The following is a 25,092-nucleotide window of genomic DNA, read 5'->3' on the forward strand; positions in this document are numbered from 1 at the left end:
GCGGCCGAAGAGACGCTCGACGCGGTGATCAACTGGGGACGTTATGGCGAGATCTTTTCGTATAACGACCAGTCGGAAGTTTTCAGCCTCGACGACGTGGAATCGTGATCGGGCAGGCGCCGCGACGAGCCGTCGCGGCGCGGCTCGCGTTTGCCGCGCAATGGCGGCGCCTCGTGCCGGTACGTGAAAGCGGCCGATCGCGGCAGCGTCGAAATGATGCGATCGCAGCAAGTGGCGGCCTGCCTGTGGCACCATCGCATCATCGCACCTTTGCTTCCTGATCGATCACCTGCCAGCCGATACTACGAGCGGGAATAACGCGCCGCCGCGGCCTCAATCGAGTATGTCCAGCCCACACGCATCGTCACGTCTGTCAGGTTTTCTTTTGCTTCTCACCACTGCCGTCGGCTGGGCTATCAACTGGCCCGCGATGAAAGTGCTGCTGCGCGAATGGCCACCCCTGTTCTCGCGCGGCGTTGCCGGGTGTGCGGCGGCGCTGTTGCTATTCCTGCTCGCGACGCTGCGCGGCGAATCTATCCGCATTCCCTCCAAATGGTTGCCGCGACTGCTGCTGGCCGCCTGCACCAATGTGCTCGCATGGATGGGCCTGTCGACGATGTCGATGGTCTGGCTGCCGGTCAACGAGGCGGCGTTGCTCGTCTACACGATGCCGTTGTGGTCGATGCTGTTCGCGTGGCCGATGTTGTCGCGCCGTCCGTCCGTGGGTGGATTCTGCGCGCTCGCGCTCGGCCTTGCGGGCGTCGTCGTGCTGCTTGGCGGCCATGGCATTTCGGTCGACGCGGACCGGCTCGTGGGCATTGTCTGCGCGTTGCTGGCCGCCTTGCTGTTTGCGTTCGGCACGGTCGCGAATCGCGAGTCGATTCCGATGGGGCCGCTCGCGCTCGTCGCGTGGCAAGTCGTGATCGGCTGCGTGCCGATGGTGCTGTACGGGCTCGCGGTCGAACATCCGCGTTTCGCGGCATTGCATGCGGACGGCTGGGCGGTAATGGTTTATATGGCGCTCGTGCCGATGTGCGTCTGCTATATCGCGTGGTTCGAAACGCTGCGCCGGTTGCCCGCGGAGATCGCGTCGATCGGCATGCTGCTCGTGCCGGTGCTCGGCATCGTCGCCGCGGCGCTGTCGATCGGCGAACCGCTTGGTTTGCGCACGGCGCTCGCGATGGTGCTGACGCTAAGCGGCGTTGCGCTCGCGCTGCGTCAGAAGCGTTGACGGGTGGCGTTGCATGAACGCGGCGCGTCGAGCGGCGGCCCGGTTATTGCCCGAGCGGGCGCGAGCTGCCGGCCGTCGTGAGCAGGGATACGGCCGCCGGGTCCGGCATGCCGTTCGCGTCGATCGCGCCGGCCGTGGCCAGTGCATCGAGATCGCTATCGACACCGGGCTGCCCGACCACGAACGGCGTTGTCAGAAACGCCGGCGCCGCGAGCGTGACGGCGTAACGCTGCTGCAGATTCGTCACGACGGCCGTTTGCGCGGCGAGCACATTGTTCTGATTCGCAAGCGCCTGCTGGAATGTGCCGTTGGTCTGAAACCCCGCGATCAGGCCGTTTTCGTTCGTGCCGAGCTGTGCCGCGAGATAAACGAGCATCAGGTCGGTTTCGGGCGTCGTATTGAACGTGCCGTTCGAATAAGCGACCGAATGCAGTGTCGTGCTGCCCGACGTGACGGTGATGATGCACGGCAGTGCCGCATTGAGGTCGAGGCGGTAGTTGCCGCCGCCATCCGACAGCGCGCTGCCCGAACCCTGTGCGCAACTGGCGACGACGTTCGCGCTCGCCAGTGCGCGGCCGGTTGCCGCCGTGCCGGAAACGGATACGCCCGGCAGCGTATTCGAGCCCGTACAGCCGTTGACGCCGACGCAGAAGCTGCCGCCGCATGACGCAAGCGTCACGGCCGCGGCCGCCGCGAGGCACGACGCGGTCCGCTTCGCGTGAGGAAAACGCAGGCTCGACGTATTCATGCCGGCCGGTTTCCGTGAGCGCGCCGCCGCTGCTGCCGGCGTTTCTCGCGCTCGCGCAGCAATCGCGGCATCATTTCTTCGATGTACTGCCTCGCTTCGCCGCGCGTGACGATCTTCGCGAAGCGCTCCCGTGCTTTGACCTCCCCCTCCATCGCGCGATGCGCTTTCCTCAGAACATGCAGGAAAATCATGAGCCGCGAGCCGTCGCGCATGGGTTCGGCGTCGCGCGGGTCCGCCGTCGTGTTCGTGGTGCTGGTCATGATCCGATCCGTCCCGGGCAGTCGGTGCGGCAGGTGGTGGTGACGAGCGGCAACAGGTCGTGCGCGTCGCCGTCGCGCGCGGTCAGCGGCGCAATGCCGAACAGGCGTTCGATCGTCGCGAGTATCGAACTGTGATCGTACACCGTGTGGTCCACGTGGCCTTTCGCCACCCACGGCGAGACGACGATCGCCGGCACGCGCACGCCGTACACGTCGAATGCGAAACCCGATGCGTTCAGTTTCGCCGACGCGCCGGCGCCATCGTTCGGCGGCGGCGCGCTGCCCGGTTTGACGGAGTCGTATAAACCGCCGTGTTCGTCGTACACGATCACGAACAGGCTCTTGTCCCACAGCGGCGACTGGCGGATCGCGTTGTAGACGCGCGCGACGAGCTGGTCGCCGGCCTCGATGCTGTCCATCGGATGCTGCGACGTGCCGTTCTCGTAGGTCTCCCGGATGACGTCGCCGTAGCTCGGCTCGATCAGCGTGTAGCGGGCCGTATAGCCTTGCGCGAGATCGGATTCGAAGTGCGCGAGGTCGTCGACGTCGAAAAAGTCGATACCCTTTAGCGACGACACTTGCGGCACGCGGCCCGACAGCGCGCCGGTCTGATCCTGATAGAGCTGCCAGTTGTCCTTGCCGAGCGCGTCAAAGATCGAATGGTTCGGGTACATGAAGCCGTCGAAGGTTTCCCATTCGAGCAATTCGCGATTGGTCGGCGAGTGATCGAGGCCCGCGGACGACGCGCCATGCAGGAAAAACCGGTTCGGCCACGTCGGCCCCGGCATCGACGCGTGCCAGCCGTCGCAGAGCACGAACCCGGTCGCAAGCGTATAAAGTGCCGGCGCCTGCACGCGCGTGTCGACGGCGCGCATCACGTCGCCGATATCGGCTTGCGGCGGGATGGGCCCTTCGGTTTGCGAAGTCGCGTAGTTCGCGGCGAAGCCCGAGTTGTCGATGGGCGGATACGGTTTCCCTTTTTCGAACTGCACGCCCGCTCCGCAAAGCTGTTCGACGACATCGGCGAATTCGTGCCCGGGGTCGCTCGGCAGCTGCTCCGGCGCGCCGCCTTCGAACGGGTAGGTCACGCCTTCGTAGGTGTTGGCATTCGCGGAAGTGGCCGCAACGATGCCGGGAATACCCGATAGCGCGAACAGATGGTCGAAAGAGCGGTTCTCGAGCATCAGCACAAAGATATGCTGGATAGGCGAGGGGGCTGGGGCGGATGCACGCGTTGCGTCGGCACTCATGGGCGTTCCCGGTTGTTCGAGCGCGTGTCAGTGTACTGTCCGGTCAACCGTCGAGTAAAGCTGCCCGCTGCGCGTCGCGAATCGGGTTGGCCCAAGGTGTACCCTTTCGATATCGTTCGATATTGGCGTTGAGCCCCGGCGGAAAAATCCTCAGAACATCATGAAAAGACTATTGATCATCGGCATTGGCGCCGGCAACCCCGAGTATGTGACCATGCAGGCGGTCAACGCGCTCAACGAAGTCGACGTTTTCTTTGTGATGGACAAGGGCGTGGCAAAGGAAAAGCTCATTGCGCTGCGTAAGGAAATCATCGAGCGCTATGTGAAGGATCGCAGCTATCGAATCGTCGAGGCGACGAACCCTGAGCGTCGTATCGGCGCAGGCGACTATGTGCGAACCGTCGAGGATCTGAACCGCGACAAGCAGCAGGTGTTCGAGCGCCTGATCGGCGAGGAACTCAAAGAAGGAGAATGCGGTGCGTTTCTCGTTTGGGGCGATCCGTCGCTGTACGACAGCACGATGCGCATTGTCGCCGCGATTTCGCAAAGCGGCCGGCATGCGTTCGAATACGACGTGATTCCGGGCATCAGCAGCGTTCAGGCGCTCGCGGCGAAGCACCGCGTCGCGCTCAATGCGATCGGCCGGCCGCTGCAGATCACAAACGGACGCACGCTCGCGCAAGGTTTTCCGGACGATGTCGATAGCGTCGTCGTGATGCTCGATGCGCAGAACGCATACAGGCAGGTCGCCGATGAAGATCTCGACATGTACTGGGGCGCCTATGTCGGCACCCCCGACGAGATCCTGATCGCGGGAAAACTGCGCGACGTGATGGACGAAATCGAGCGCACGCGTGCCGACGCGCGGCAGCGGCATGGGTGGATCATGGATACGTATATGTTGAAGCGGCGTGGCGGGAGCGCCGGCGAAGATAGCTGACGCACGCCGTCCGGTTCTGGTTAAAACCGCACCGGATGCGGCGGCAGTTCGCCGCATTCGTAGCGTTCGTGCAGGTCGGGCGTGACGTTCTCCCACACGAGCAGCATCGAGCGCTTCGGCGAATATCCCTTGTGGCGAATATCGGCCGGCATGGCGGCAATGTCGCCCGGGTTCATCGTGATGCGGGCGCGCGGCTCACCGGTATTCTTGTCGGCGATGTCCCAGACAATCTGATCCGATAGCTGCAGGAACCATTCGACGCGGTCGTTCCCGTGGAAGACCGGCAGCGTGAATTCCTCGGTGGTCGGGCAAAAGAGGCTATGCCCGCACACGGATGTCACCGACGGATTCCATGTGACATCGGAACGCGAAAGATACTTGAACAGATTGAAGGCATGCAGTTCTGCTTCGAAGCCGGGCTGCGCGTGAATTTCCGGTTCGTCCTGCGCAATGTCGGCGAACTGGCGATTGATCGGCAAGGTGTCGCGCAGCGGCGAATCGCCCGGCATGCCTGGCATGCGCGTCGTGCCGATCCGCCGGCGCTCGATTGCCGCGAGGTTGTCGCCGTGCTTCGTGCCGAACGCGGAGCCTGTTTCCTCTGGCGCGGCAAATGGGTCGAAGCCTTCGTTGACCCAATCTCGCAGGATGGCCTTGAAGGTGGCGAGGATCCGCGGCGTGCCGAAGCGCTGCGTGTGGTCGATGCGCGCGGTTCGATAGCTCGCGTTGTACGCGCCCGCAAACAGGTCGACGCTGCCGTAATGGTTGCGCGTGCCGATCACGTCGTCGAAATTGACCCAGCCGTAGAAAAAGTCCCATGCGACGTCGCGCATCATCGCGCGCAAAAAGTCGTCGACGCGCATCTGATGGGTACGGCGTGCACCGTTCGCGTGCCACCCGATCGTGGCGAAGTACGCGTCGCGGCTGAACTCGAAATCGCCGAGCGTGAATGTGCGATAGCCGGTGGACGGGTCGGGCTCGCTCGAAACGACATCGACATCGACATTGGGCAAAGCGGGGTTGCTGCTCATCGTGAGCTCCGGAAAAGGTACTGAATTGCGCGGGTGAGCGCTATATCGGGCGTTGCAAGCGCTGTTTGAGCGGGCCGCTGCGCTCGTCTGCCGCGGTGATCTGCCGCGTTGATCTGCCGCGTTGATCTGTCGCAGTACGCTCGCGCGGTTATCGGATGCAGATCTCGGCCCACTTCTGCACCGAGTGCTGTCCGAGCATCGTCTGCAGTAGCAGCACGCCGTCGTTCACGGCGACAAAGCGATAGGCCGCGCCGGCTGGCAGCAACGCCTGATGTCCGCGCCGCAGGCGCATGTAGCCCATCGATTGCCCTTGCGGTTCGTCGTCGAAACGCACGCTGCCCTGCGTGGACGGTTCGACGAGCGGCGCTTTGGCCGCTTTGACGAACTGTACGTCGACCGTGCCGTCGAGCACGATCGCGAACTCGTCATGTGCTGCGGCGAACCATGCGGATGTGCGATGCGCTCTGAGCACCTCGATCACGTAGTCGAGGTTGCGGCCGACGACGACCTTTTCGTACGGAAGCGCGCCGCTCGCGACTTCGAAGACATTGGACATCGCAAAATGCGCTGCGCTGCCGTTGACGGTTTCGATCGTCCCTTTTTTAAAATTGTCGAGACTGGCTAACCACGTCCGTTGTTGCATCGATTCGCTCTCCAGGAAATTCGGGTGATGAGCGCATTTGAGCAAACGTTTTTTGCGGACGGCATACGTGTCGGAACAGGCGGCACTGGAAACGAAGCCGGTGCCAGTCGAATGAATGGCGCAAAATAGGCGAAAAAAGGACAATCCGCCATTTAATGAATTGCCCTTAAAGGAGGTTTGTCGATCGCTTATTTATCTGTTGCAGGATATTGAATTTGTTTGGTATTCCTTTGCATCGGAATAATCTGTTTTCCTATATTTACCGGCATTCGTTTCCGGCGTGCCAATAACAGAGTCAAGCCGTCATGCGTCTCCTCGCGGGTGTTCAAAGCTCCCCGCTTTGCTTATCTGGCGCGTTCAGGAAATCATGTAATTCATCTCGCACCGCGTCGAAAATGTGTAGAATTCCCACTTGTTTTTAATCGAAGCCCGGTTAATCGCGCCGCGATTTCGCATTGCACGAAAATGCCAATATGTGAATTGAAGGTTACAAATAACTTGTAATCCATATGGTTAAAGGAGCTGACCACTCTCAAGGTCGCATTACGCGATGGCATTGGACTCGAAATGATCCATAAGCCTTCGCGTTCAGGAGACAACTATGAAAAAGAACGCGGTATCCGGCGTTCTCGCTTTGCTTCTCGCATCGGCTGCTCACGCGCAGTCTTCCGTCACGTTGTATGGCCGGATCGACTCCGGCATCGAGTACATGAACGGCGTGCCGGCCGGCTCAGGTCCGAACGGTGCCGCCAACCGCGAGTCGTCGCGGTTTCGTGCCGAGAGCGGCGACTGGGGTACGAGCCTGTGGGGCTTGAAGGGCTCCGAAGACCTCGGCAATGGTTATGCCGCGGTGTTTCACCTCGAAGGCGCGTTCAGCACGACGACCGGCGCGGGCAGCACCGACGGGCTCTTCGATCGCTACGCAACGGTCGGTATTGCAAGCGAGCGCTTCGGTACGCTGCTGCTCGGCCGCGAGCTGTTTATCTCGAACGGGGTATGGGACTTCGATCCGTTCGGCCAGTCGAACTGGTCTTCGGCGTCGCTCGTGCGTGGCCGCAACTGGCTGCATTCGAGCAACACGATATCGTTCCAGACGCCGAAGTTCTCGGGCTTCGACGCATTCGGACAGTACGCGCTCTCGAACGCGACGAACTTCAACGGCAACGGTACGACGCCGCAAGGCCGCTGGGCGGGGCTGCAGCTCACGTATACGACGGCTCATGTGCAGGTGCGCGGCATCTACGACGAGATTCGCGATGCGCAAAACGGTCTGCTCGACGATCCGTTCACTGCGTCGCGCGAGTACACGGCGGCGGTCAACCTGTTCTTTGGCCCGTTCAAGATTCAAGGCGCGTATCAGGCAATCCGTACCTCCGGTGCGCCGGCCACCACGGGCGTATCGCCGACCACGCTCGACCACGAATGGGGCGGCGTAACGTGGCAGATCTCGCCCGCGGCCGCGCTGATCGCAGCGGTGTATCACGTGAACGCGAACAAGGGCGCAGGCAATGCGACGCTTTATTCGGTCGGGGGCAGCTACAACCTTTCGAAGCGTACCCTGCTCGACTTCCAGGTCGCGACGGTGCAGAACAGCAGCACGGCGAACTTCGGCCTGAACGCGAACAATGCGGGCAATACGGTCGCAACGGATAACCCGCTCGTCGGACATAGCCAGTCGGGCGTGTACGCCGGCATCCAGCATTCGTTCTGAGTGCGGTTTGCGGCGTCGTGGCCAATCGCAAGCGAGGCCGTGGATATCTCGCGGCCTTGCTTACGATCGAACGACGACAGTCGAACGGCTAAGCGGCTGATTCGAAGTATCCCGCCGCATCGATATCGTCCAGCAGACCCGGCTGCGTGGGCTGCCAGCCGAGTACCTCACGTGTGCGCTGGCTCGACGCGGCCGCGTCGATCATGGCGAAGCGCGCGAACCAGCCGAAATGCGCAGCGGCTGCTTCAGGCGCCAGTGCGACGACCGGCACATCGAGGCCGCGTCCGATCGCTTGCGCGATCTCCCTGAACGCAATGCCCGGTTCGTCGATCGCGTGATATTTCGCGCCGGCTGCGCGCCGCTCGAGCGCGAGCCGGAACGCGCGCGCCGCATCGCGCCGATGCACGGCGGGCCAGCGATTGAGTCCATCGCCGATATAAGCGGACACGCCTTTCTCGCGTGCCACACGGATCAGATGCGGAACGAAGCCATGATCGCCACGGCCGTGAACCGAAGGCGCGAGCCGCACCACCGACGCAAGCACGCCGCGCGCGGCAAGCGCCGTCGCCGTTACCTCGGACGAGCGCGGATACGAGTCGGACACCGGCACCGGGCCGTCATCCTCGGTTGCGACCCGTCCTTGTGCGAGCAGCGCAACGCCGGACGTGACGAGTAAGGGCCGTTGCGAGCCTTCGAGCACGCTGCCGATCGCTTCGATCGCCTGTCGATCGATCTCGCAGTTCTGCGCGAACTTCGAGAAGTCGTGAATAAACGCTGTATGGATGACGCCGTCCGCTGCTTCGGCGCCGCGGCGCAGGCTATCGGAATCTTCGAGCGAGCCGCGGTGCACAGCGGCACCGGTCGCGGCGAGCGACTCGGCCGCTGCAGCGGAGCGCGCGAGTCCCAACACCTCGTATCCCGCGTCGAGCAGTTCCTGGACAACGGCAGAGCCGACGAATCCGGTCGCACCGGTAACGAATACACGCATTGCTTTCCTCGAGTCGAATGTGGACAGCGGCCACTCTCGGCTCATAAGCTATGCGGGTAAAGTAGTGACGTTATACAGGTATATCGACCAACAGGATCAAGCCATGCCGTCGACGAGCGCTTCTCAACCGACCTATTCGGCCAGTTCGGCCCATACGCTTGGCGCCTACCTGAAGGATCGCCGCACGAAACTCGATCCGGCGGCGCTTGGTTTGCCGGCAGGGCGCCGGCGCACACCGGGACTGCGGCGTGAAGAAGTCGCACAGCGCGCAAACGTCAGCGCGACGTGGTACACGTGGCTCGAACAGGGGCGTGGCGGCGCGCCGTCCGCCGAGGTGCTCGACCGTATCGCGCAGGCGCTGATGCTGACCGACGTGGAGCGCGAGCATCTGTATCTGCTTGGGCTTGGGCATCCGCCCGAAGTCCGTTACGACGGCGCGCAGGCCGCCGCGCGCGTATCGCCGCGACTGCAGCGCGTTCTCGATTCGCTCGAACTGAGCCCGGCGCTCGTGAAGACGGCGACATGGGACATCGTTGCGTGGAATCGCGCGGCGGCCGCCGTGTTCGAATACGGTGCGGCCGCGCCCGTCGAGCGCAATATCCTGCGCCGGCTGTTTTGCAATCCTGATGCGCGCGCGTGGCAACGCGATTGGGAAAGCGTCGCGCGCTTCGTCGTCGCGGCATTTCGTGCCGATGTGCTGCGGGCCGGCGCGAGCGCTGAAGTCGAAGCGCTTGTCGATGATTTGAACCGGCGCAGCCCCGAGTTCGAAACGATGTGGCGCGATCATGACGTGCGTACGCATGGCGAAGGCAGCAAGCATCTGCTGCATCCGGTCGCGGGGCCGATCGAACTCGAATTCTCGAGCTTCGCCGTCGATGGCCGGCCTGAGTTGGGGATGGTCATCTATACGCCCGTTACGCCTGCCGATGCGCACCGGATCAGCGCGCTGATCGACGCTGTACCGCAGACGCTGGTGCATACGTCGTAGACCATACATTCTCGTTTCAGGCACTCACTGAGGTTACGCCCGGTTCGACGCGATACTTGTCATGCGCGTCAAAAATTCGCATCGCGACGCGAGGCTGTGTCAGGGATTACCCGGTTGACCGCGTTGCAGCGGTCGTTTAATTTCGTTTGGCGCTGGACAAGGTCGAACACGATACGCCCCGAGCACCCACAGTTGAGGCACGATGCATGCGGCCCGCATGTCCCGTGACCGATCGGCCCCGCATACACGGCCACCAGACGGCCGGGTTCAGGAGGAGACGACGCGATGAAGGAGAAGGCCCGCTGGCTGGTGATTTTCTTCTGCTTTCTGGCAATCGCAGTCAACTATATCGATCGCGCCAATCTCGCGGTCGCTGCGCCTCACATCATGAAGGAACTCGGCATCGGGCCGGCCGGCATGGGGCTGCTGCTAAGCGGTTTTTTCTGGACCTATGCGGTCATGCAGTTGCCGTTCGGCTGGTTCATCGACCGTATCGGCGCGCGCATCGCGCTGCCGCTCGCGGTCGGATGGTGGTCGGTGTTTACGGCGGCGACGGCAGTGGCAAGCGGCTTTGCCGCGATGTTCGGCTGCCGCCTGATGCTCGGCGCCGGCGAGGCGGGCGCTTACCCGTCATGTGCGAAACTCGTGAGCCAATGGTTTGCGCGCGACGAGCGGGCACTTGCAACGAGCATTTACGACAGCGGCTCGCGTACTGGCTCCGCACTATCTCTGCCGATCGTCGCGGCAATCATCGCCGCCTGGGGATGGAAGGCATCGTTCGTGATAACCGGTGCGCTCGGCGCCGTGTGGATTCTCGGCTGGGTTGCGTTATATCGCGAGCCCGCTGTCAATGCCGTTTTCGAGCGACGCAAACCGGCTGCCGGAACCCGCGCCGCGCAAGCCGGCGCATCGCCTGCCGCGCCTGCGATCCGCTGGAGCACGCTGTTTCGCTACCGCACCGTGTGGGGCATGATGTTCGGCTTCTTCTGCCTGAACTTCGTCATCTATTTCTTTATCACGTGGTTCCCGAGCTATCTCGTCGAGGTGCGCGGCTTTTCGCTGAAGTCGCTCGGTACGCTCGGCACCTTGCCTGCAATCGCGTCGATTCCGGGCGGCTGGTTCGGCGGCTGGCTTTCCGATGCACTCGTGAAGCGCGGCTGGAGTGCTACCGCCGCGCGCAAGACCTGCATCGTGGGCGGCATGCTGCTCTCTTCGGTGATCACGCTGACGGCCGTCGTGCCAGGCATCTACGAGATGCTCGCGCTTTTTGCCGTCGCCTACGGCAGCCTCGCGGCCGCGGCGGCAAGCATCTGGTCGCTGCCCGCGGACGTTGCACCGACACCGCAACACGTCGCGTCGCTCGCGGGCATCCAGAACTTTGCATCGAATCTCGCCGGCATTGCGCTGACGACTTTCACGGGAATCATGCTGCAACTGACCAAAGGCTCGTTCACGATTCCGCTCGTGGTGGCCGGCGTATTCTGCGTGCTCGGCGCGGTGAACTACCTGTTTATCGTTGGCCGTGTGGAACCACTGGATACGAAGCGGGCCGATGCGATCGAGCAGGAAGCGTACGCGCGCCATTCGTAAGGCAGCGGCGCAATAGCGCAGTAGCGCAGCAATACGCATTCACGCCACGTCATGTCATCGCGCAGGCTTTGCGCGTCACCCGTTCACCTCTGCGTTGATGCCCATGTCAAAACATAAACCCGCGTCGTATTCCGAAGTGATCGTCGGCGTGGACGCGTTGCATGCGTTCGTCGTGTCGATCTGGCAGGCGGCCGGCAGCACGTCGCGCGAGGCCGCGCTCGTGGCCGATCATCTCGTCGAAGCGAGTCGTTGCGGCCACGACTCGCATGGCGTCGGCATGATTCCGCGCTATATCCGTGCATGCCGCGAAGGCGAGTTGAAGCTCAACGCGCACGCGCAGCTCGTGCGCGACGCGGGCGCCGTGCTGACGATGGAAGGCGCCCGGGGCTTTGGACAAGTCATTGCATTCGAAGCGATGGAACGCGGCATCGAGCGGGCGAAGCAGATCGGCATCTGCGCGGTCGGTCTGCGCAATGCGCATCATATCGGGCGCATTGGGCATTGGGCCGAGCAATGCGCACGCGCGGGGCTCGTGTCGTTTCACTTCGTCAATGTCGCGGGCGATCCGCTCGTTGCGCCATTCGGCGGCATCGACCGCCGCTTCGGCACGAATCCATTCTGCGCGGCGTTTCCGCGCGCAGGGCGCGCGCCGCTCGTGCTCGACTTCGCGACGAGTGCGGTCGCGGCGGGCAAGGTACGCGTTGCGTTCAACAAGGGCATCGAAACGCCCGCGGGCGCCTTGATCGATGTCGACGGCCGGCCGACGCGTGACCCGGGCGCGTTGTTCAGCGAAGGCCAGCATGGCGCGCTGCTCGCATTCGGCGGCGCGGTGGCGGGACACAAAGGCTCGGGTCTCGCTGCGATGTGCGAAATTTTCGCGGGCGCGCTCAGCGGCGGCTTTACTTCGCGAACGGAAACGATCGTGACGACCCATGCAATCGTCAACTGCATGTTGTCGGTGATCATCGACCCGGCTGCATTCGACGCACCGAACAGGGACACCGAGGCGGATGCGTTTGTCGACTGGCTCAAAGCGACGCGGCGCGTCGAAGGTGTCGACGAAGTGCTGCTGCCCGGCGAACGCGAAGATGCGGTACGCCGCGAGCGCACCGCGCAGGGCATTCCGGTCGATCTGACGAGCTGGACGCAGATTATCGACGCGGCGCGCGCGGCGGGGATGACGGACGCCGCGATTGCGCAGTACGAGGCGCGTTGACCGTTTTGCCCGGTGTAGCGCGCGCAAGCTCGGCGCGCGCGAATTCGACGAAACGCCTGACCACCGCATTGTCGCGATCGCTTTGCCACGCAAGGCCGATTTGCCAGCGCGCGGAGGCGTCGCGCAACGGAATGATCCGCGCATCGCGCAACAGATATTGCGTGCGCGACGGCAGAAACGCCGCGCCGACACCGGCCGCCACCGCGGCGAGAATGGACTGGATGTCGTCCGCCTGCTGAACGATGTTCGGCACGAAATGATGCTCGCTGCACCACTGATCGATTTGCGCGGCGAGCCCCGGACCCTGGCGCCGCGATAGCGCAATCAAACCGAGTTCGTTCAGCGTTTGCAGATTCGCCGGCAGGCGCTTCCAGCGCACATGCTCGGGCACGGCAAGCGCGAGCGTTTCATCGATCACGCGAATCACGGATAAGCCGTGATCGGCGGGCAAGCGCACAAAGCCGATTTCGAGTTGACGGGCGAGCAACCGTCGCGTCTGCTCCGCCGACGACAGATCGTGCAAGGTCACGCTGATATCCGGATGCTGCTGCCGGAACTCGGCAATCAGCCGCGGTGCGATGGTCAGCGTCGACAAACCCAGTCCGACGCGCAGAAACCCGCGCTTGCCGCCGCTCGCTTCGCGTGCCCGCGCGAGCACGTCGTCGGCATTGCGAACCAGCGTTTCCGCGTCGGCAAGGAAGGTTTCACCGAATACGGTCAGTTCGGCGCCATGCCTGCCGCGCTCGAACAATTTCGCACCGACGCTTACTTCGAGCGCAGCGATCTGCTTGCTCAGCGCGGGCTGGCTCAGCGCAAGCGAATCGGCCGCGCGGCCGAAGTGCTTCATGCGAGCGACGGTGAGAAACGCGCGGAGCAGGCGAAGTTCCATTCCAAAAGGCGATCAGATACGTAAAAACATTCATTTTACTTATTGATAGCGTGGGAGTTCAATGGGTGCATTCCCAGTTGGAGTGCATCATGACGTCGCCTTCCAGTTCGACGCTGCGGATCGCCGCTATTTCGCTTGTTTCGCGTCGCGGCGAAGCGCGCGATAACGTGTCGCGGATCGTTGCCTTGCTCGAAGAGGCCGCGCGCGCGGGCATCGCGCTCGCGGTGTTTCCGGAGGCGTGTATTAGCGGTGTGAGAGCGGGTCGTGTGTCGGACGCTGCAGCCGATGTCGCGACGTCGAGGCTTGAAGAACTGCGCGCCGTCGCCGAACCGCTCGATGGTCCATCGATCAGCGTGGTCGCACAGGCAGTCGAGCGAACCGGCGTCGCGGCCGGCGTCGGATGGATCGAGCGCGGCGACGGGCGGCGCCTGTTCAATAGCTACGTCGTTTGCATGCCGGACGGCACGCGTCATTGTCATCGTAAGCTGCACGTGCACGGCGGCCGGCTTGGCAGCGGAAACCGCTTTACGGTGTTCGATACGCAATGGGGCGTGCGCGTCGGCATTCTGATCGGCGCCGATAACGAACTCGTTGAAAACGCGCGCGTGACTGCGTTGATGGGCGCGACGTTATTGCTCGCGCCATATCGGTGCGAGTGCACAGGCCCCCGCGGCACAGTCGAAGCGCTTCGCCGCGCGCTGCCCGGGCGTGCACTCGATAACGGCACATTTATCGCAATGGCCGCTGGCCGCGACGACGCGTCCGGCGATGAAGCTGACGATGAAGCCCGCGGCCATTGCGCGGCGATGATCGTCGACCCGCACGGCGACGTGCTGGCCGATTCGATCGATTGCCACGGCATTGCTTCGGCCAACCTGGACCTTGCACTTGCGAATGCGCGCGTCGTGCAGCTTTGGCGCGCGGCGCGGCGTCCCTCCTTGTACCGTCCGCTGACGGCAACCGGCTCGCACAACGACGATTTCGAGCCGTTGCCGGAGACCGGGCAGGCGACGGCGCGTGGCGCGGTCCCGATCAGCTTTGCCGTTGTACGCAGAGGCACGAAGCCGTCATCGTCGGGCGGTGCGCGCTGAATGCGTTCCGCGTTCCGGTGAATCGCACACGACGAGCAGCGTTGGAAAATCGCGTGGGCTTGGCAGACGATCGTTGTGTACGCATCGAAGCGAGTGTGCGGTCAACAGAAATAAAAGAGGAGCTCGCTGCGCGGCACAGACCGTGCGCCGGCAAGCAGCAACGGACCGGCGCGATCATGGGTTCAAGCTTGGCCGTCAATGCGGCCTGAGCGTGACGACGTCGGCGAATGCGGTGCCGGCCGCGCCGATTTGAACTAATTGGGTGAGTTGGGTAATATTGCAAACGTCCGATTGGTCGATCTGAGGCAAAACAGCATGGACGGCAGTGAACAGTTGGCGGCGAATGCCGTCGGCACCGGGTCCGAAAGCGACGCGTGGCTCGCCACGCGCGAGTCGCGCGCCGTGCTGCAACCGCGGCGCAAGCCGTATTGGCACGCGGTCGATACGGGCCGTCATCTGGGCTACTACAAGGGCGCGCGTTCGGCCACGTGGCATGCTCGCGTTTTTGTCGGATCAGGCAAGTATGAGGAAATCCTGCTTGGCAAGGCCGACGATAGCACCGGTGCCGATGGGCTCACGGTGCTCGACTACCGGCAGGCGCTCGAACGTTCGCGCGAGTGGTGGTCGGGCAAGGGCTACGGCGGGGCGCCCAACGATCTGAAGCAGCGCATCAGACGAAGCCGCCCGAAGAAACGCGTGCAGACCGACAAACTCGACGAAGTCGCGCTTGCATGGGCGCGCGAACGTCCGGACCTCGATCTGAGCCTGATGGGGCTGTTCATGCGCATCAAGCAGGCGCAATACATGCACGAGCGGCGCCTCACGGTGATCTCCCGGTCGGTTGGCGTCGATGTCGGCGAACTGCATGTACTGCTTGCGTTGCGCCGCGTCGGCGCACCGTACGCGATGCGGCCGACCGATCTGTTCCGGGCGCTGCTCGTCACGTCCGGCACCATGACCAAGCGCATCGATCGGCTCGAGCGGGCGAAGCTCGTCGCGCGCGTCGCCGACGCTGAAGACCTGCGTGCGTCGAACATCGTGCTCACCGCGGCGGGCGTCAAGGCGGCCGATGCGGGAATGGAGCGGATCGCGGAGGGTCTCGGCGCATTGCGCGAGGCGATCGGCATGAGCGACGAAGAGTTCGGCGAGGCGGACGCTTACCTCAGGCGCATTCTGTCGGCGGCGTTCTGATGGTCCGTGGCGGTTGACGGCGCAATGGCGCCGCCCGCGGTGTCCCGTTCGCAGAACACTGTACGTCTTTGGTGAAGTATCTTCTCAGGAAGATACTTCCATCAGAGACCTCGCTAACGTTTGGGAAATCTTAATTCATCAGGTTCGAGGAAGCTGCGAACCGATGCGGATTTGCAGGCGCCGCGCACTTCAGTCGTCTTTTCAGGCAGCGGTACGGCGTGGCGCCGCGCGAATAATGCAGGCGTCTATGCGTGCAGCTCGGCAAACGCCGGAGCCGAGACGTGCAGCACCTCGTAACTGCGTGCGCGGTGCGAATGCATGGGCAATTGTTGTTGCGAAAGCGCCCAGAAGTCGAATCGAACGAGCCTCCAGTTGGTCGGGTCGAGCCCGACAGCGCGCGCCAGCAGACCGGGGGTGCGCTCGACGGCATCGAGCGCGGCATCGGTTTCGAGCCTCGAGCGTTCGATCAGATCGGCATCGCCATGAAGCACTTCGTCTTCGCGCGTGAGCGCGACGATGGCGCGCGGATCCGTCAATCGCACCGAGCGCGCATACGCGAGGGCCGGCCATGTTTCGACGGGCGGCGTGCCGAACGATTGCTTGATGCCGGCAAATCCCGGGCCGGCCAGGAAGCCCCACATCGCGTCGATACGCGGCCATAGATATACGGGTGCGTACTGGCTGCTTTGCGCGTCGAACCGGCCACGCTCGCGAATCAGAAAGCATTTGAGGCCAAGCCCGTCTAACGTATCGAACGAGGAACCTTTGCTCGCGACGCGCTCGCGGATCGCCCGCATGTCGTAATCGGCGGGCAGCGTAATCGAGTATTGCATGATGAACATAGCGTCTCCTTTGGGCCCTGCCGTGATTTACTCGTCCTTCACATATGACGCAAGGCCGTTGCCAAAGGACCAGTCGTCCCTGTCGTTCGGCGACAGTACCACCTGCACATCTTCAGGCCGCATGCCGGCGTTCGCCGAAAGCCGCGCGGCGAGCGCGCGATAGAGCGCCCGTTTGGTTGCGGTATCGCGCCATCGGCCCGCCACGATGTGGATGAACACGAGGTCGTCGCTGCGCTCGACGCCCAGATAGTGCGCGTCGTAGACCATTTCCGCGGGCTCGCGCTGCTCGATGATCTGGAAGCGGTCGTCTGGAGGCACGTTGTACGTATCGACAAGAGCCTGATGGACGGTGTCGGCGATCGCGCGCAACTGCGCCGGCGATCGGCCTTTCAGCAACGAAATACGGACGAGTGGCATGCCGGTCTCCGTTCGCGAACAGCAATAGGACTGCGCACGCATACGCCGAATGGATCGATTGCTGCGCATACAATGAAAGCGATGCTCGACGGTGGTCACGCACTGCCGGCAAGCGCAAGCGAGGTTGTCGCGACTGCTTGCGGTGGCGGCGCGAGCCTCGCCTTGCATCGAGAATACGGAACAACGCCGTTCACGAAAATCGCAAACTTTCAAACTGACCTATCGGAAATATCGAACTATGGCGGTCCGTACCAACCTCGATATGGATGTGCTGCGCACCTTCGTGCTCGGCTTCGAACTCGGCAGCTTCGCGCGGGCAGCGGACCGGCTGGGACGTTCGCAATCGGCCGTCAGCGCGCAATTGCACAAGCTCGAAGAGCAGATCGGCACGCCCCTCGTGCAGAAGTCGGGTCGCAGCCTTGCGCTGACGACGGCGGGGGAATCGCTGCTCAGCTATGCGAAGCGATTGCTCGAACTCAACGACGAAGCAGTGGAGACGATCCGCGGTGCGGATCTCGAAGGATGGGTGCGTCTTGGCTTGCCGCAGGATTTTGCCGATACGTTTCTGCCGTCGGTGCTCGGACGCTTTGCAAGGGCGCATCCGAAAGTACGTGTCGAGGTGCAGGTGGACGCGAGTGCGCGGCTGATCGAAAAGACGCTCAGAGGCGATCTCGACGTGGCGCTCGCATGGGGCAACAGCAGCGGCACGCCGTACGCCGAGCGGGTCGCGAACCTGGCGATCGCATGGGTCGGGCTGCCCGACTCGGGCAATATCCGCGATTGCGGCGGCAGCACCGGCGCCGATCCGCTGCCGCTCGTCGCCTTCGAACCGCCGTGCTCGTTTCGCTCGGCCGGTATTGCCGCGCTCGACGAGGCGGGCATTGCGTGGCGGCTCGTTTTTACGAGCCCGAGCCTGTCGGGACTTTGGGCCGCTGCCGAAGCGGGGCTCGGCATCACCGTGCGCACGACGATCGCGATGCCGCGCTCGCTCGCCGTGCTCGATCCGCTAGCAACGGGTTTGCCCGTGCTGCCGCCGATTCCGCTGTCGCTGCACCGGAAGGATCAGGAAGCGAACGCGGTGGTGCGCCGCCTGACCGAGATCGTGCTGGACACGGTGCTCGAAGAGATCAACGCGGCCTGATCGCCGGCTTATTCAACCTGTTCCGCGATGTGTTCCGCGACCTGTTTGGCGACGCCATCGCCGGCGGTCCGATCCGCTGCAATCGGCTCTTCCAGATGTGCGGCAAAACCGGTTTTCCCCGGCGCGATATCGGCCTTTAATGTCAGCGCCGGAATGTCGTACGCGCCGCGGTTTTGCGGACGATACGGAATCGGCTCGCGCGTGAAGAGCGTGTCGAGCCGCTCGCCGAGCGCGTCACGCACGATCGCATACCGCGCGTCGTCGATCCGGCTCATGCGATAGGCGACGAACGGCGGCAGTACCGCGAAGCCCGGGTAATAGAGCATTCCGTGCTGGATCGGAAAGAGGATATCGTCGATCGGGCCGTTGATGCCGCGCGGCGCGTAGTGCGATTCCCATCCGCCGGTCGTGACGATCAGCATGGCCCGCTTCCCCGCGAACGTGCCTTCGCCATAGCGGTCGCCCCAGTGCTGATCCGAATGCTCGCCTACGCCATAAGCAAAACCATACGCATAGACGCGTTCGAACCATCCTTTCATGATCGCCGGCATCGAAAACCACCACAGCGGAAACTGCAGCAGCACCGCGTCGGCCCAGCGCAGCTTGTCCTGCTCGCGCGCAACGTCTTCGCGTTGCAGACCGTTGGCGAATGCGTGGCCGGATTCGGTTGCCGCATTGAAGCGCGCATTCGCGTCGCGCGACGGAAAGTCGTGCACGTCGAGCGTGGTCTTCCAGTTCATCGCGTACAGGTCCGACACCTGTACCGTGTGCCCGGCCTGTTCGAGACGCTGTACCGCGAAGTCGCGCAGCGACCCGTTCAACGAGCGCGGTTCGGGATGAGCATAGACGATCAGAACGTTCATGACGGAAACCTCGGTAGGTGAATGATCAATGCACGCAGCGTAGGCTTTCGTCAGGTATATTTGAAATGAATTGTACAAATTCCTGGTATCAGGAAAGGCAATACATGGAAAATACTTTGCGACGTCTCGACCTCAATCTGCTCGTCACGCTCGATGTGCTGCTTGCGGAGCACAACGTCACGCGCGCGGCGCAGCGTCTGAACTTTTCGCAGCCGTCGGTCAGCATTCATCTGGCGAAACTGCGGGAGATGTTCGGCGACCCGCTGCTATTGCCGGGCCCGCGCGGCATGCGGCCGACCGCGCGTGCCTTGTCGTTGCGCGAGCCGTTGCGGCAGGCGCTCGAAGCGCTCGAGCGCGCGATCGCGCCCGAGCATCCGTTCGATCCGGCCGAAGCCGACCGGACCTGGCGGGTCGGTGCGGCCGACTATGGGGAAATGACGATCGTGCTGCCCGCGCTCAATGCGTTGCGCACTGCGGCGCCGCACACGCGGCTCGCGGTCATGCCGCTGATTCCGGGTCGCACGGCGAAGCAGGCGGAACAGGGCGACCTCGACCTTGCATTTCACACGACCGACGACGCGCCCTCCGAATTGCGCGCCCGGCCGCTATTCAAGGAGCAATACGTGCTGGTCGGCCGCGCAGGCCATCCGAAGCTCAAACGGCGGCCCACGCTCGCACAGTTCTGCAAGCTCGAGCATGTGATCGTTTCGCCTGGCGGCGGCGCCTTTCGCGGCGTGACCGACGATGCGCTCGCCGCGGTCGGGCTCGAGCGTCGCGTCGTGTTATCGGTGCCGCATTTTCTGGTGGTGGAGTCGGTGCTGGCCGATAGCGATCTGGTCGCGATGCTGCCGTCGCGGCTCGTGCGCAACGCCGATCGGCTGCGCGCTTTCGCGCCGCCGATCGACGTGCCCGGCTACGAAATGACGATGCTCTGGCACGAGCGCTCGCATCGCGACCCGGCGCATCAATGGCTGCGCGAGCAGATCGCGGCGTCGGTATGAATCACGTCAGCAGCTGTCCGCCGTCGACCACCAGCGATTGGCCCGTGATCCAGCCCGCGTAGGGGCTGGCGAGAAACAGCACTGCGTTGGCGATATCGTCGGGTGTGCCGAGGCGCCCGAATGGAATGTGGCGCAATGTGCCCTCGTAAAGCTTTGGATCGGTAGTCTTGCGTTGCTCCCATGAGCCGCCCGGAAATTCGACCGAACCCGGCGCGACTGCATTCACGCGAATGCGGTCGGGGGCGAGCGCCAAAGCGTGAGAAGCGGTGTAGTGCGCAACGGCCGCCTTGATCGCCGCATACGACGTGGTCCGCGTGCCCGGACGAAGCGCGGCAATCGAGGTCACGTTGACGATCGCGCCGCCCGGCGATTGACGCAGGAACGGCAGCGCGGCGTGTCCGGCCCGCACCGTGGCCATGAGGTCGACGTTGAAGCCTGCCTCCCAGCCGGCCTCGCTGTCGCCGCCGCCGAAACCCGACGCATTGTTGATGAGGATGTCGATGCCGCCGAGCGTGGCGCCTGCGGCGGCGATGTATCGGCTGATCTGTTCGGCGACCGCGAGATCGCACGTCGCGGTATGAACGGGATGGCCGTGCGCGCGCAATTCGGCATCGACGGCTTTCAGACTGTCGGGTTTGCGCGCGCAAACGGATACGGCGGCGCCCGATTGCGCGAAGGCAAGCGCAATACCGCGGCCGATGCCGCGCGAGCCGCCTGCAACGATCACGCGCTTACCGTTGAAATCGAATCCCATGAAGGTGCCCCCGTGATGGTGTTTGACGAATGCGTGAGTATCGCCGCAATCGCCGAACCATGTCGGGCACTGCTTGATGCATCGCCTCATGCATCGCCTGGTGCGCAGCTTCGCGCACCTTGGGCGGCATCAAGCGGGCGCGTACGCCTCGTGGCCCATCAACGCAAGCACATGCGCGCGCGTGCCGTTCGCGAGCCCTTCCATGCTGTAGCCGCCCTCGAGGATCGACACGACGCGGCCTTCGCAGGTCGCGTCGGCAATTTTCACGAGTTCGCGCGTGACCCAATGGAAATCGTCGTCTTCGAGGCCGAGGCCGGCGAGCGGATCGAGCCGGTGCGCGTCGAAGCCCGCGGAAACGATGATGAGCTCGGGGTCGAAATCGCGCACTGCCGGCAGCATCGCGGCGGCGATACGCGCCCGAAAATTCGCGGAATCGCAGCCCGGCGGCAACGGCACGTTGACGATGTTATGCGCGACGCCGGTCTCCGAGGCCGCGCCCGTGCCCGGATACAGCGGCGACTGGTGGCTCGATGCATAGAACAGCTCGGGGCGGTCGAAGAACGCGGCCTGCGTGCCGTTGCCGTGATGAACGTCGAAGTCGACGACGGCGACGCGCTCGAGCTTGTGCACTTCATACGCATACGCCGCTGCGATGGCCGCCTGATTGAAGATGCAAAAGCCCATCGCGCGCGACGGTTCCGCGTGGTGGCCGCACGGGCGCGTCGCACAGAACACATTGCGCGCGTCGCCGTTGAGCACGGCGTCGACGCCCGCACAGGCGGCGCCGACGCAGCGCATCACCGCATCCCACGAACCGGGCGACATCACCGTGTCGCCGGCGTCGAGCGGCACGTAGCCCTGTTTCGGCGCGATCTCGGCCACTTCATCGACAAAGTCGCGGCTGTGCACGAGTTCGACCTGCTCGATCGTGCCGAGCGGCGCTTCGCGCCACTCGAGCGCTTCGAACTCGGGTGTACGCAGCGTGCGCAGCACGGTTTTCAGGCGCTCCGGCGATTCAGGATGACCAGGGCCCGGTTGATGGTCCAGACAGGCGTCGTGCGTGTAGATGAGGGTCGGGAACATGGGGGCTGATGTCCGGGCTTGCCGGCATCATCTCCTTTGCGTGGAACAAGTTGCGCTGGGCTGCAGCGAAGGCGGGCGGCGCTTTGTGGCGAACAGGGTGCCGCGTGACGCGCCGCCGGACGTGAATCCCTTGAGTGTAGGGCGGCGCGCCAGTACAAGAATAATTAAACAAAGTTTGGCACGCTATAGAGATTTGCTTATGGTGCGTGTACTGCCTGCTCAGGTTCCGCCCGTCGCTCCTCGTATGCGCGGCGTGCCGCCGGCGTCGTTGCTTGCGCCATCGAGCGCCTGGAACAGCGTCGCTGTTTGCAAGAGTTCGGGAAGCAGGTGCCCTTGAGGCTGTCGCGGCCCATAGACGACATCGAGCGGAATGCCGAAACGGCCGAAGCTTTGCACATAGCCCGCGATCTGCGGGTTATAGCGGCTCCAGTCCGCGCGCATGCGCACGACGTTGTTGCTCCCGAGACGGTTGCGCACGGGCGCCGTGTCGAGCACGGCGAGCTCATTGACCTTGCACGTCAGGCACCAGCTCGCGGTCACGTCCACCAATACAGTCTTGCCGCTGGCAACGAGCGGGGCGATCGCATTCGGATCGAATGCCTGCCATTCGCCCGGCTTGTCGATGCGCGCCGGCGCGATCGATACCGGCACACTCGCAAGCGCGATCGTGCCGACGGCCAGCACGGCAGTCGCGAAGCCCGACCAGCGGTTTGCGCGTGCGCCATGAAAAGCCGATATGAACGCGCGCAGGCCGAGCAGCCCCGTCAGCATGACCGCCACAATGGCGGCGATCGTTGCGCCTGCAACCTTCAGCAACGAGGCAAGCAGCCAGATCGAGGTGCCGAGCAGCAGCAAGCCCATGACCTGGCGCAGGCGCACCATCCACGGGCCGGGCCGCGGCAGCCATCTGGCGAGCGCGGGCACGACTGCGAGGACGATAAACGGCAGCGCCATGCCAATGCCGAGCGTGGTCAGCACGGCGACGATGTCAATCGGATTGCGCGCGAGCGCAAAGCCGACGACGGTGCCGACGAACGGTGCGGAGCAGGGCGTGGCGAGCAGCGTGGCCAGCATGCCGGAAACGAACGCTTCGACAAGCGGCGCGCGTTGCGCGTTGCCCGCGCCGAATCGCGCGAATACCTGCGGCAAACCGATCGGCAGCCAGTCGAAGAAGCTTGCCGCGAAAAGCGTCGTCATGACCGCCATGCCGGCGAGAAACCACGGCTGCTGGAACTGGATGCCCCAGCCGAGCGTCGCGCCCGCAAGCTTCAATGCCGAGAGCGCGGCGGCGAGCAGCAGGAACGAGACGACGATGCCCGATGCCGTGGCGAGCGCGACGCGCCGTGCGGCTGCGCGTTCGGCGCCGGCCGATTTCACGAGCGAAAACACCTTGATCGACAGCACGGGCAGCACGCAAGGCATGAAGTTCAGCACGAGGCCGCCAAGCAGCGCAAGCGCGAGGATCAGGGCGATGTTTTGCGTTCCGCCCGGCGGTGTCGAAGCGGACGGCCCCGCGAACGTCGCGGCACGCGCGCCGTCGACGACCGTCAACTGCAGCGGCGCGTGAACGGTTGCCTGCGGGTCCGGGCGCGGCAGATCGACGTCGAGCTGCGCGCGATGTCCTTGATCGGACAGCTGCACGCGCGGTGCGGCGGGCAGACCTGCGCCCGCGCCTTCGACAAACAGATCGGGCGACTGGAACGCGGCGCCGGCGCTGCGCAGTTCGACCCTGAGGTGTTCACCGGTCTTCGTCGGTTCGAGGTGGTTGCGCACGACGCTGATGCCCGCTTGCGCCGCCGTTGCGGGCACGCTGCGCGCCGCGGCCGCGATGGCCGCTGCTTCGGCGGATGCGGCGCCCGTGCCGGCCGGCAACGTCATGCTGAGTTCCGCATGCTCGGGAACGCAGACGTTCGAGCAGGTCGCGTAATCGAGCGTCAGTGCGAGATGTGTCGGTTGATCCGGATGGGCCAGCCGGATTTTTACCGGCAGGATGAAGTCGCCGGTGTAGACGCTGTTTTGCAGGCCCGCGATCACGAGCCGCGACGGCGCGGGCCAGGAGACCGTTGTGCCCGCAACGTTCTGCGAAGCGGACCAGTTGAAGATGGGCGCAATGCCGGCATCGCCGGGCGTGCGCCAGTAGCCGTGCCATCCGGCCGGATAGCGGAATTCGACGCCCGCATCGAGCGTATCGCCGTGCACGCTGTCGGTCGCGGTGACGATGCGCACCGCGGCGCGCTGATCGCCGGTCCAGTCGGTAGCTGCGGCGCGGGCGGCAAGCGGTGCCGCGGCGGCGAGCGCGGCGAGCACGAATGCTGCGCCGATACGGGCGAATCGAAGCATTGCTCTCTCCTTCGTCGATGGCTTTCAGGGGCGTGCATTACGGCTCGTTCGACACGCGTGCGGCGCCGACGATACGTCCGTCGGGCGCTTCGAGCAGCACCGCTGTTTTTTCCCCGGTGGGTGCGGCAGGCGTGAAAGTGGCGGCCTTGCCCGACCATTGCCCGATCGGCTCGAAGGAGCGGACGATATTCGATTCCGTCAGCGTGCGGCCGCTGTTTTCACCACGCCCGACCGGCGTCACATGCTGCGGGTCGTAGCCGACGAGCACGACGCGTGCGTTGCCGACACCGCTGCCGACGCTGACGGTGATCGCGTTACCTTTACGAACACCGGTTACCGTCGCGGCGGTCGATCCGGCGTCCTTGGCTTCGCGAAAGGCCATTTCCGCCGCCGAGCGGTCGGAGCCGACGAGCCCGACCTTGCCGTCGACGACCATCTCGGGCGTATACGAGCCGTCACCGAAGCGGTGGGCGTAGGCCGCTTGCCGTTCGGTCGCGATGTCGAGCGAATACGGATCTTTCCAGCCGAGGTTGTTCCAGTAAGTCACATGAAATGCGAGCGGCAGCAGATCTTCGCGTTTCTGGCTCAGATCGGACAGGAATGCGTCGGCGGGCGGGCACGACGAACAGCCTTCGGATGTGAAAAGTTCGACGACGACGGGGCGCGGCGCGGGGGCCGAAGTCGCGGCGGCGGCCGGCAAGGCGGCAAGCAGGGCAAGGGATGCAAGCAGACGACGGTACATGATCGGACTCCAGGAAAAGGTTGCGTCATGTGTTGGTCGTGGTGCGGGCGTGGGAATGACAGGGTGGGGCGAAAAAGTTTGGGCCCCGCGCCTTATGACATTGACGTATAAACGTATCCCTTTTGCTTCGTTGACGCACAGCAAC

Annotated in this window: 25 protein-coding genes; 11 read left to right on the top strand and 14 right to left on the bottom strand. The window is 63.9% G+C overall.

The window, feature by feature from the left end; all coding sequences use genetic code 11:
• Positions 1 to 385: 385 nt before the first annotated feature.
• A complete protein-coding gene (locus QYH69_RS11780; RefSeq protein ID WP_308832038.1) occupies positions 386 to 1,231 on the top strand; it encodes a DMT family transporter in 846 nt (281 codons plus the stop codon).
• A 43-nt stretch (positions 1,232 to 1,274) separates the two neighbouring features.
• Here the strand turns inward: QYH69_RS11780 and QYH69_RS11785 are convergent, their stop codons facing one another.
• Genes QYH69_RS11785 through QYH69_RS11795 form a run of 3 tightly spaced genes read right to left on the bottom strand, consistent with a single transcriptional unit; the run spans position 1,275 to position 3,489 of the window.
• Entirely contained in the window at positions 1,275 to 1,979 is a 705-nt protein-coding gene (locus QYH69_RS11785; protein ID WP_308832039.1) for a hypothetical protein, read from the bottom strand.
• Complete coding sequence (locus QYH69_RS11790) at positions 1,976 to 2,239, bottom strand: hypothetical protein (RefSeq protein WP_308832040.1); 264 nt, start codon at positions 2,237 to 2,239, stop codon at positions 1,976 to 1,978. Before QYH69_RS11790 ends, QYH69_RS11785 begins: the two co-directional genes overlap by 4 nt.
• A complete protein-coding gene (locus tag QYH69_RS11795) occupies positions 2,236 to 3,489 on the bottom strand; it encodes an alkaline phosphatase family protein (protein WP_308832041.1) in 1,254 nt (417 codons plus the stop codon). The genes QYH69_RS11790 and QYH69_RS11795 overlap by 4 nt, the downstream gene beginning before the upstream one ends.
• A gap of 160 nt (positions 3,490 to 3,649) precedes the next feature.
• Here QYH69_RS11795 and cobF point away from each other — a divergent pair, with 160 nt between their 5' ends.
• Complete coding sequence (gene cobF / locus QYH69_RS11800) at positions 3,650 to 4,429, top strand: precorrin-6A synthase (deacetylating) (RefSeq protein ID WP_308832042.1); 780 nt, start codon at positions 3,650 to 3,652, stop codon at positions 4,427 to 4,429.
• A gap of 20 nt (positions 4,430 to 4,449) precedes the next feature.
• Here cobF and QYH69_RS11805 read toward each other — a convergent pair whose 3' ends face one another.
• Together QYH69_RS11805 and QYH69_RS11810 are read right to left on the bottom strand one after the other, a co-directional pair.
• Entirely contained in the window at positions 4,450 to 5,457 is a 1,008-nt protein-coding gene (locus tag QYH69_RS11805; protein ID WP_308832043.1) for a hydroxyquinol 1,2-dioxygenase, read from the bottom strand.
• Positions 5,458 to 5,605: 148 nt separating this feature from the next.
• A complete protein-coding gene (locus tag QYH69_RS11810; protein WP_308832044.1) occupies positions 5,606 to 6,100 on the bottom strand; it encodes a hydroxyquinol 1,2-dioxygenase in 495 nt (164 codons plus the stop codon).
• Between the two features lie 601 nt (positions 6,101 to 6,701).
• On the opposite strand from QYH69_RS11810, the gene QYH69_RS11815 reads away from it, so the two are divergent.
• Positions 6,702 to 7,811 carry a porin gene (locus QYH69_RS11815; RefSeq protein ID WP_308832045.1) on the top strand — a complete coding sequence of 370 codons (1,110 nt, stop codon included), beginning with the start codon at positions 6,702 to 6,704 and terminating at the stop codon, positions 7,809 to 7,811.
• Positions 7,812 to 7,899: 88 nt separating this feature from the next.
• On the opposite strand, the gene QYH69_RS11820 is transcribed toward QYH69_RS11815, so the two are convergent.
• Positions 7,900 to 8,799, bottom strand: a complete 900-nt coding sequence (locus QYH69_RS11820; protein WP_308832046.1) for an SDR family oxidoreductase — start codon at positions 8,797 to 8,799, stop codon at positions 7,900 to 7,902.
• Positions 8,800 to 8,902: 103 nt separating this feature from the next.
• Here QYH69_RS11820 and QYH69_RS11825 point away from each other — a divergent pair, with 103 nt between their 5' ends.
• The 3 genes from QYH69_RS11825 to QYH69_RS11835 all read left to right on the top strand — a co-directional run bounded on the left by QYH69_RS11825 (position 8,903) and on the right by QYH69_RS11835 (position 12,593).
• The gene (locus tag QYH69_RS11825) at positions 8,903 to 9,787 is read left to right on the top strand and encodes a helix-turn-helix transcriptional regulator (protein ID WP_308832047.1); all 885 of its coding nucleotides are present in this window, start codon (positions 8,903 to 8,905) and stop codon (positions 9,785 to 9,787) included.
• Positions 9,788 to 10,072: 285 nt separating this feature from the next.
• Positions 10,073 to 11,377 carry an MFS transporter gene (locus QYH69_RS11830; RefSeq protein WP_308832048.1) on the top strand — a complete coding sequence of 435 codons (1,305 nt, stop codon included), beginning with the start codon at positions 10,073 to 10,075 and terminating at the stop codon, positions 11,375 to 11,377.
• A gap of 103 nt (positions 11,378 to 11,480) precedes the next feature.
• Positions 11,481 to 12,593, top strand: a complete 1,113-nt coding sequence (locus QYH69_RS11835; protein WP_308832049.1) for a malate/lactate/ureidoglycolate dehydrogenase — start codon at positions 11,481 to 11,483, stop codon at positions 12,591 to 12,593.
• Here the strand turns inward: QYH69_RS11835 and QYH69_RS11840 are convergent.
• Complete coding sequence (locus QYH69_RS11840; protein WP_308832050.1) at positions 12,529 to 13,482, bottom strand: LysR substrate-binding domain-containing protein; 954 nt, start codon at positions 13,480 to 13,482, stop codon at positions 12,529 to 12,531. The two genes, QYH69_RS11835 and QYH69_RS11840, sit on opposite strands and share 65 nt — an antisense overlap.
• Positions 13,483 to 13,571: 89 nt before the next feature.
• Here QYH69_RS11840 and QYH69_RS11845 point away from each other — a divergent pair, with 89 nt between their 5' ends.
• The 3 genes from QYH69_RS11845 to QYH69_RS36060 all read left to right on the top strand — a co-directional run bounded on the left by QYH69_RS11845 (position 13,572) and on the right by QYH69_RS36060 (position 16,000).
• Positions 13,572 to 14,573, top strand: coding sequence for a nitrilase-related carbon-nitrogen hydrolase (locus QYH69_RS11845; RefSeq protein WP_308832051.1), 1,002 nt, complete (start codon positions 13,572 to 13,574; stop codon positions 14,571 to 14,573).
• A gap of 315 nt (positions 14,574 to 14,888) precedes the next feature.
• Positions 14,889 to 15,764: a MarR family transcriptional regulator gene (locus QYH69_RS11850; RefSeq protein WP_308832052.1), complete on the top strand. Its 876-nt coding sequence runs from the start codon at positions 14,889 to 14,891 to the stop codon at positions 15,762 to 15,764.
• A gap of 137 nt (positions 15,765 to 15,901) precedes the next feature.
• Positions 15,902 to 16,000, top strand: a complete 99-nt coding sequence (locus tag QYH69_RS36060) for an AraC family transcriptional regulator (protein ID WP_374992399.1) — start codon at positions 15,902 to 15,904, stop codon at positions 15,998 to 16,000.
• Positions 16,001 to 16,009: 9 nt separating this feature from the next.
• Here the strand turns inward: QYH69_RS36060 and QYH69_RS11855 are convergent, their stop codons facing one another.
• Both QYH69_RS11855 and QYH69_RS11860 read right to left on the bottom strand, forming a co-directional pair.
• Positions 16,010 to 16,606, bottom strand: a complete 597-nt coding sequence (locus tag QYH69_RS11855; protein WP_308832053.1) for a DUF4865 family protein — start codon at positions 16,604 to 16,606, stop codon at positions 16,010 to 16,012.
• Between the two features lie 27 nt (positions 16,607 to 16,633).
• The gene (locus QYH69_RS11860; protein ID WP_308832054.1) at positions 16,634 to 17,023 is read right to left on the bottom strand and encodes a tautomerase family protein; all 390 of its coding nucleotides are present in this window, start codon (positions 17,021 to 17,023) and stop codon (positions 16,634 to 16,636) included.
• Between the two features lie 238 nt (positions 17,024 to 17,261).
• On the opposite strand from QYH69_RS11860, the gene QYH69_RS11865 reads away from it, so the two are divergent.
• Positions 17,262 to 18,164: a LysR substrate-binding domain-containing protein gene (locus QYH69_RS11865; RefSeq protein WP_308832055.1), complete on the top strand. Its 903-nt coding sequence runs from the start codon at positions 17,262 to 17,264 to the stop codon at positions 18,162 to 18,164.
• Between the two features lie 8 nt (positions 18,165 to 18,172).
• On the opposite strand, the gene QYH69_RS11870 is transcribed toward QYH69_RS11865, so the two are convergent.
• Positions 18,173 to 19,027 (bottom strand): NAD(P)H-dependent oxidoreductase, encoded by an 855-nt coding sequence (locus QYH69_RS11870; protein WP_308832056.1) that lies wholly within the window; start codon positions 19,025 to 19,027, stop codon positions 18,173 to 18,175.
• A gap of 104 nt (positions 19,028 to 19,131) precedes the next feature.
• Between QYH69_RS11870 and QYH69_RS11875 the strand changes: the two genes are divergently transcribed.
• Positions 19,132 to 20,028: a LysR family transcriptional regulator gene (locus tag QYH69_RS11875; RefSeq protein ID WP_308832057.1), complete on the top strand. Its 897-nt coding sequence runs from the start codon at positions 19,132 to 19,134 to the stop codon at positions 20,026 to 20,028.
• Position 20,029: 1 nt separating this feature from the next.
• Here QYH69_RS11875 and QYH69_RS11880 read toward each other — a convergent pair whose 3' ends face one another.
• From QYH69_RS11880 to QYH69_RS11895, 4 genes are all read right to left on the bottom strand, one after another.
• Positions 20,030 to 20,872, bottom strand: coding sequence for an SDR family oxidoreductase (locus QYH69_RS11880; RefSeq protein WP_308832058.1), 843 nt, complete (start codon positions 20,870 to 20,872; stop codon positions 20,030 to 20,032).
• A 39-nt stretch (positions 20,873 to 20,911) separates the two neighbouring features.
• Positions 20,912 to 21,865, bottom strand: a complete 954-nt coding sequence (locus QYH69_RS11885; RefSeq protein ID WP_308832059.1) for a histone deacetylase family protein — start codon at positions 21,863 to 21,865, stop codon at positions 20,912 to 20,914.
• A gap of 219 nt (positions 21,866 to 22,084) precedes the next feature.
• Complete coding sequence (locus QYH69_RS11890) at positions 22,085 to 24,205, bottom strand: protein-disulfide reductase DsbD domain-containing protein (RefSeq protein ID WP_308832060.1); 2,121 nt, start codon at positions 24,203 to 24,205, stop codon at positions 22,085 to 22,087.
• 37 nt (positions 24,206 to 24,242) lie between these two features.
• A complete protein-coding gene (locus QYH69_RS11895) occupies positions 24,243 to 24,947 on the bottom strand; it encodes a DUF1223 domain-containing protein (protein ID WP_308832061.1) in 705 nt (234 codons plus the stop codon).
• Positions 24,948 to 25,092 lie beyond the last annotated feature (145 nt).

Source organism: Paraburkholderia sp. SARCC-3016 (assembly GCF_031119615.1).
GTDB lineage: Bacteria > Pseudomonadota > Gammaproteobacteria > Burkholderiales > Burkholderiaceae > Paraburkholderia.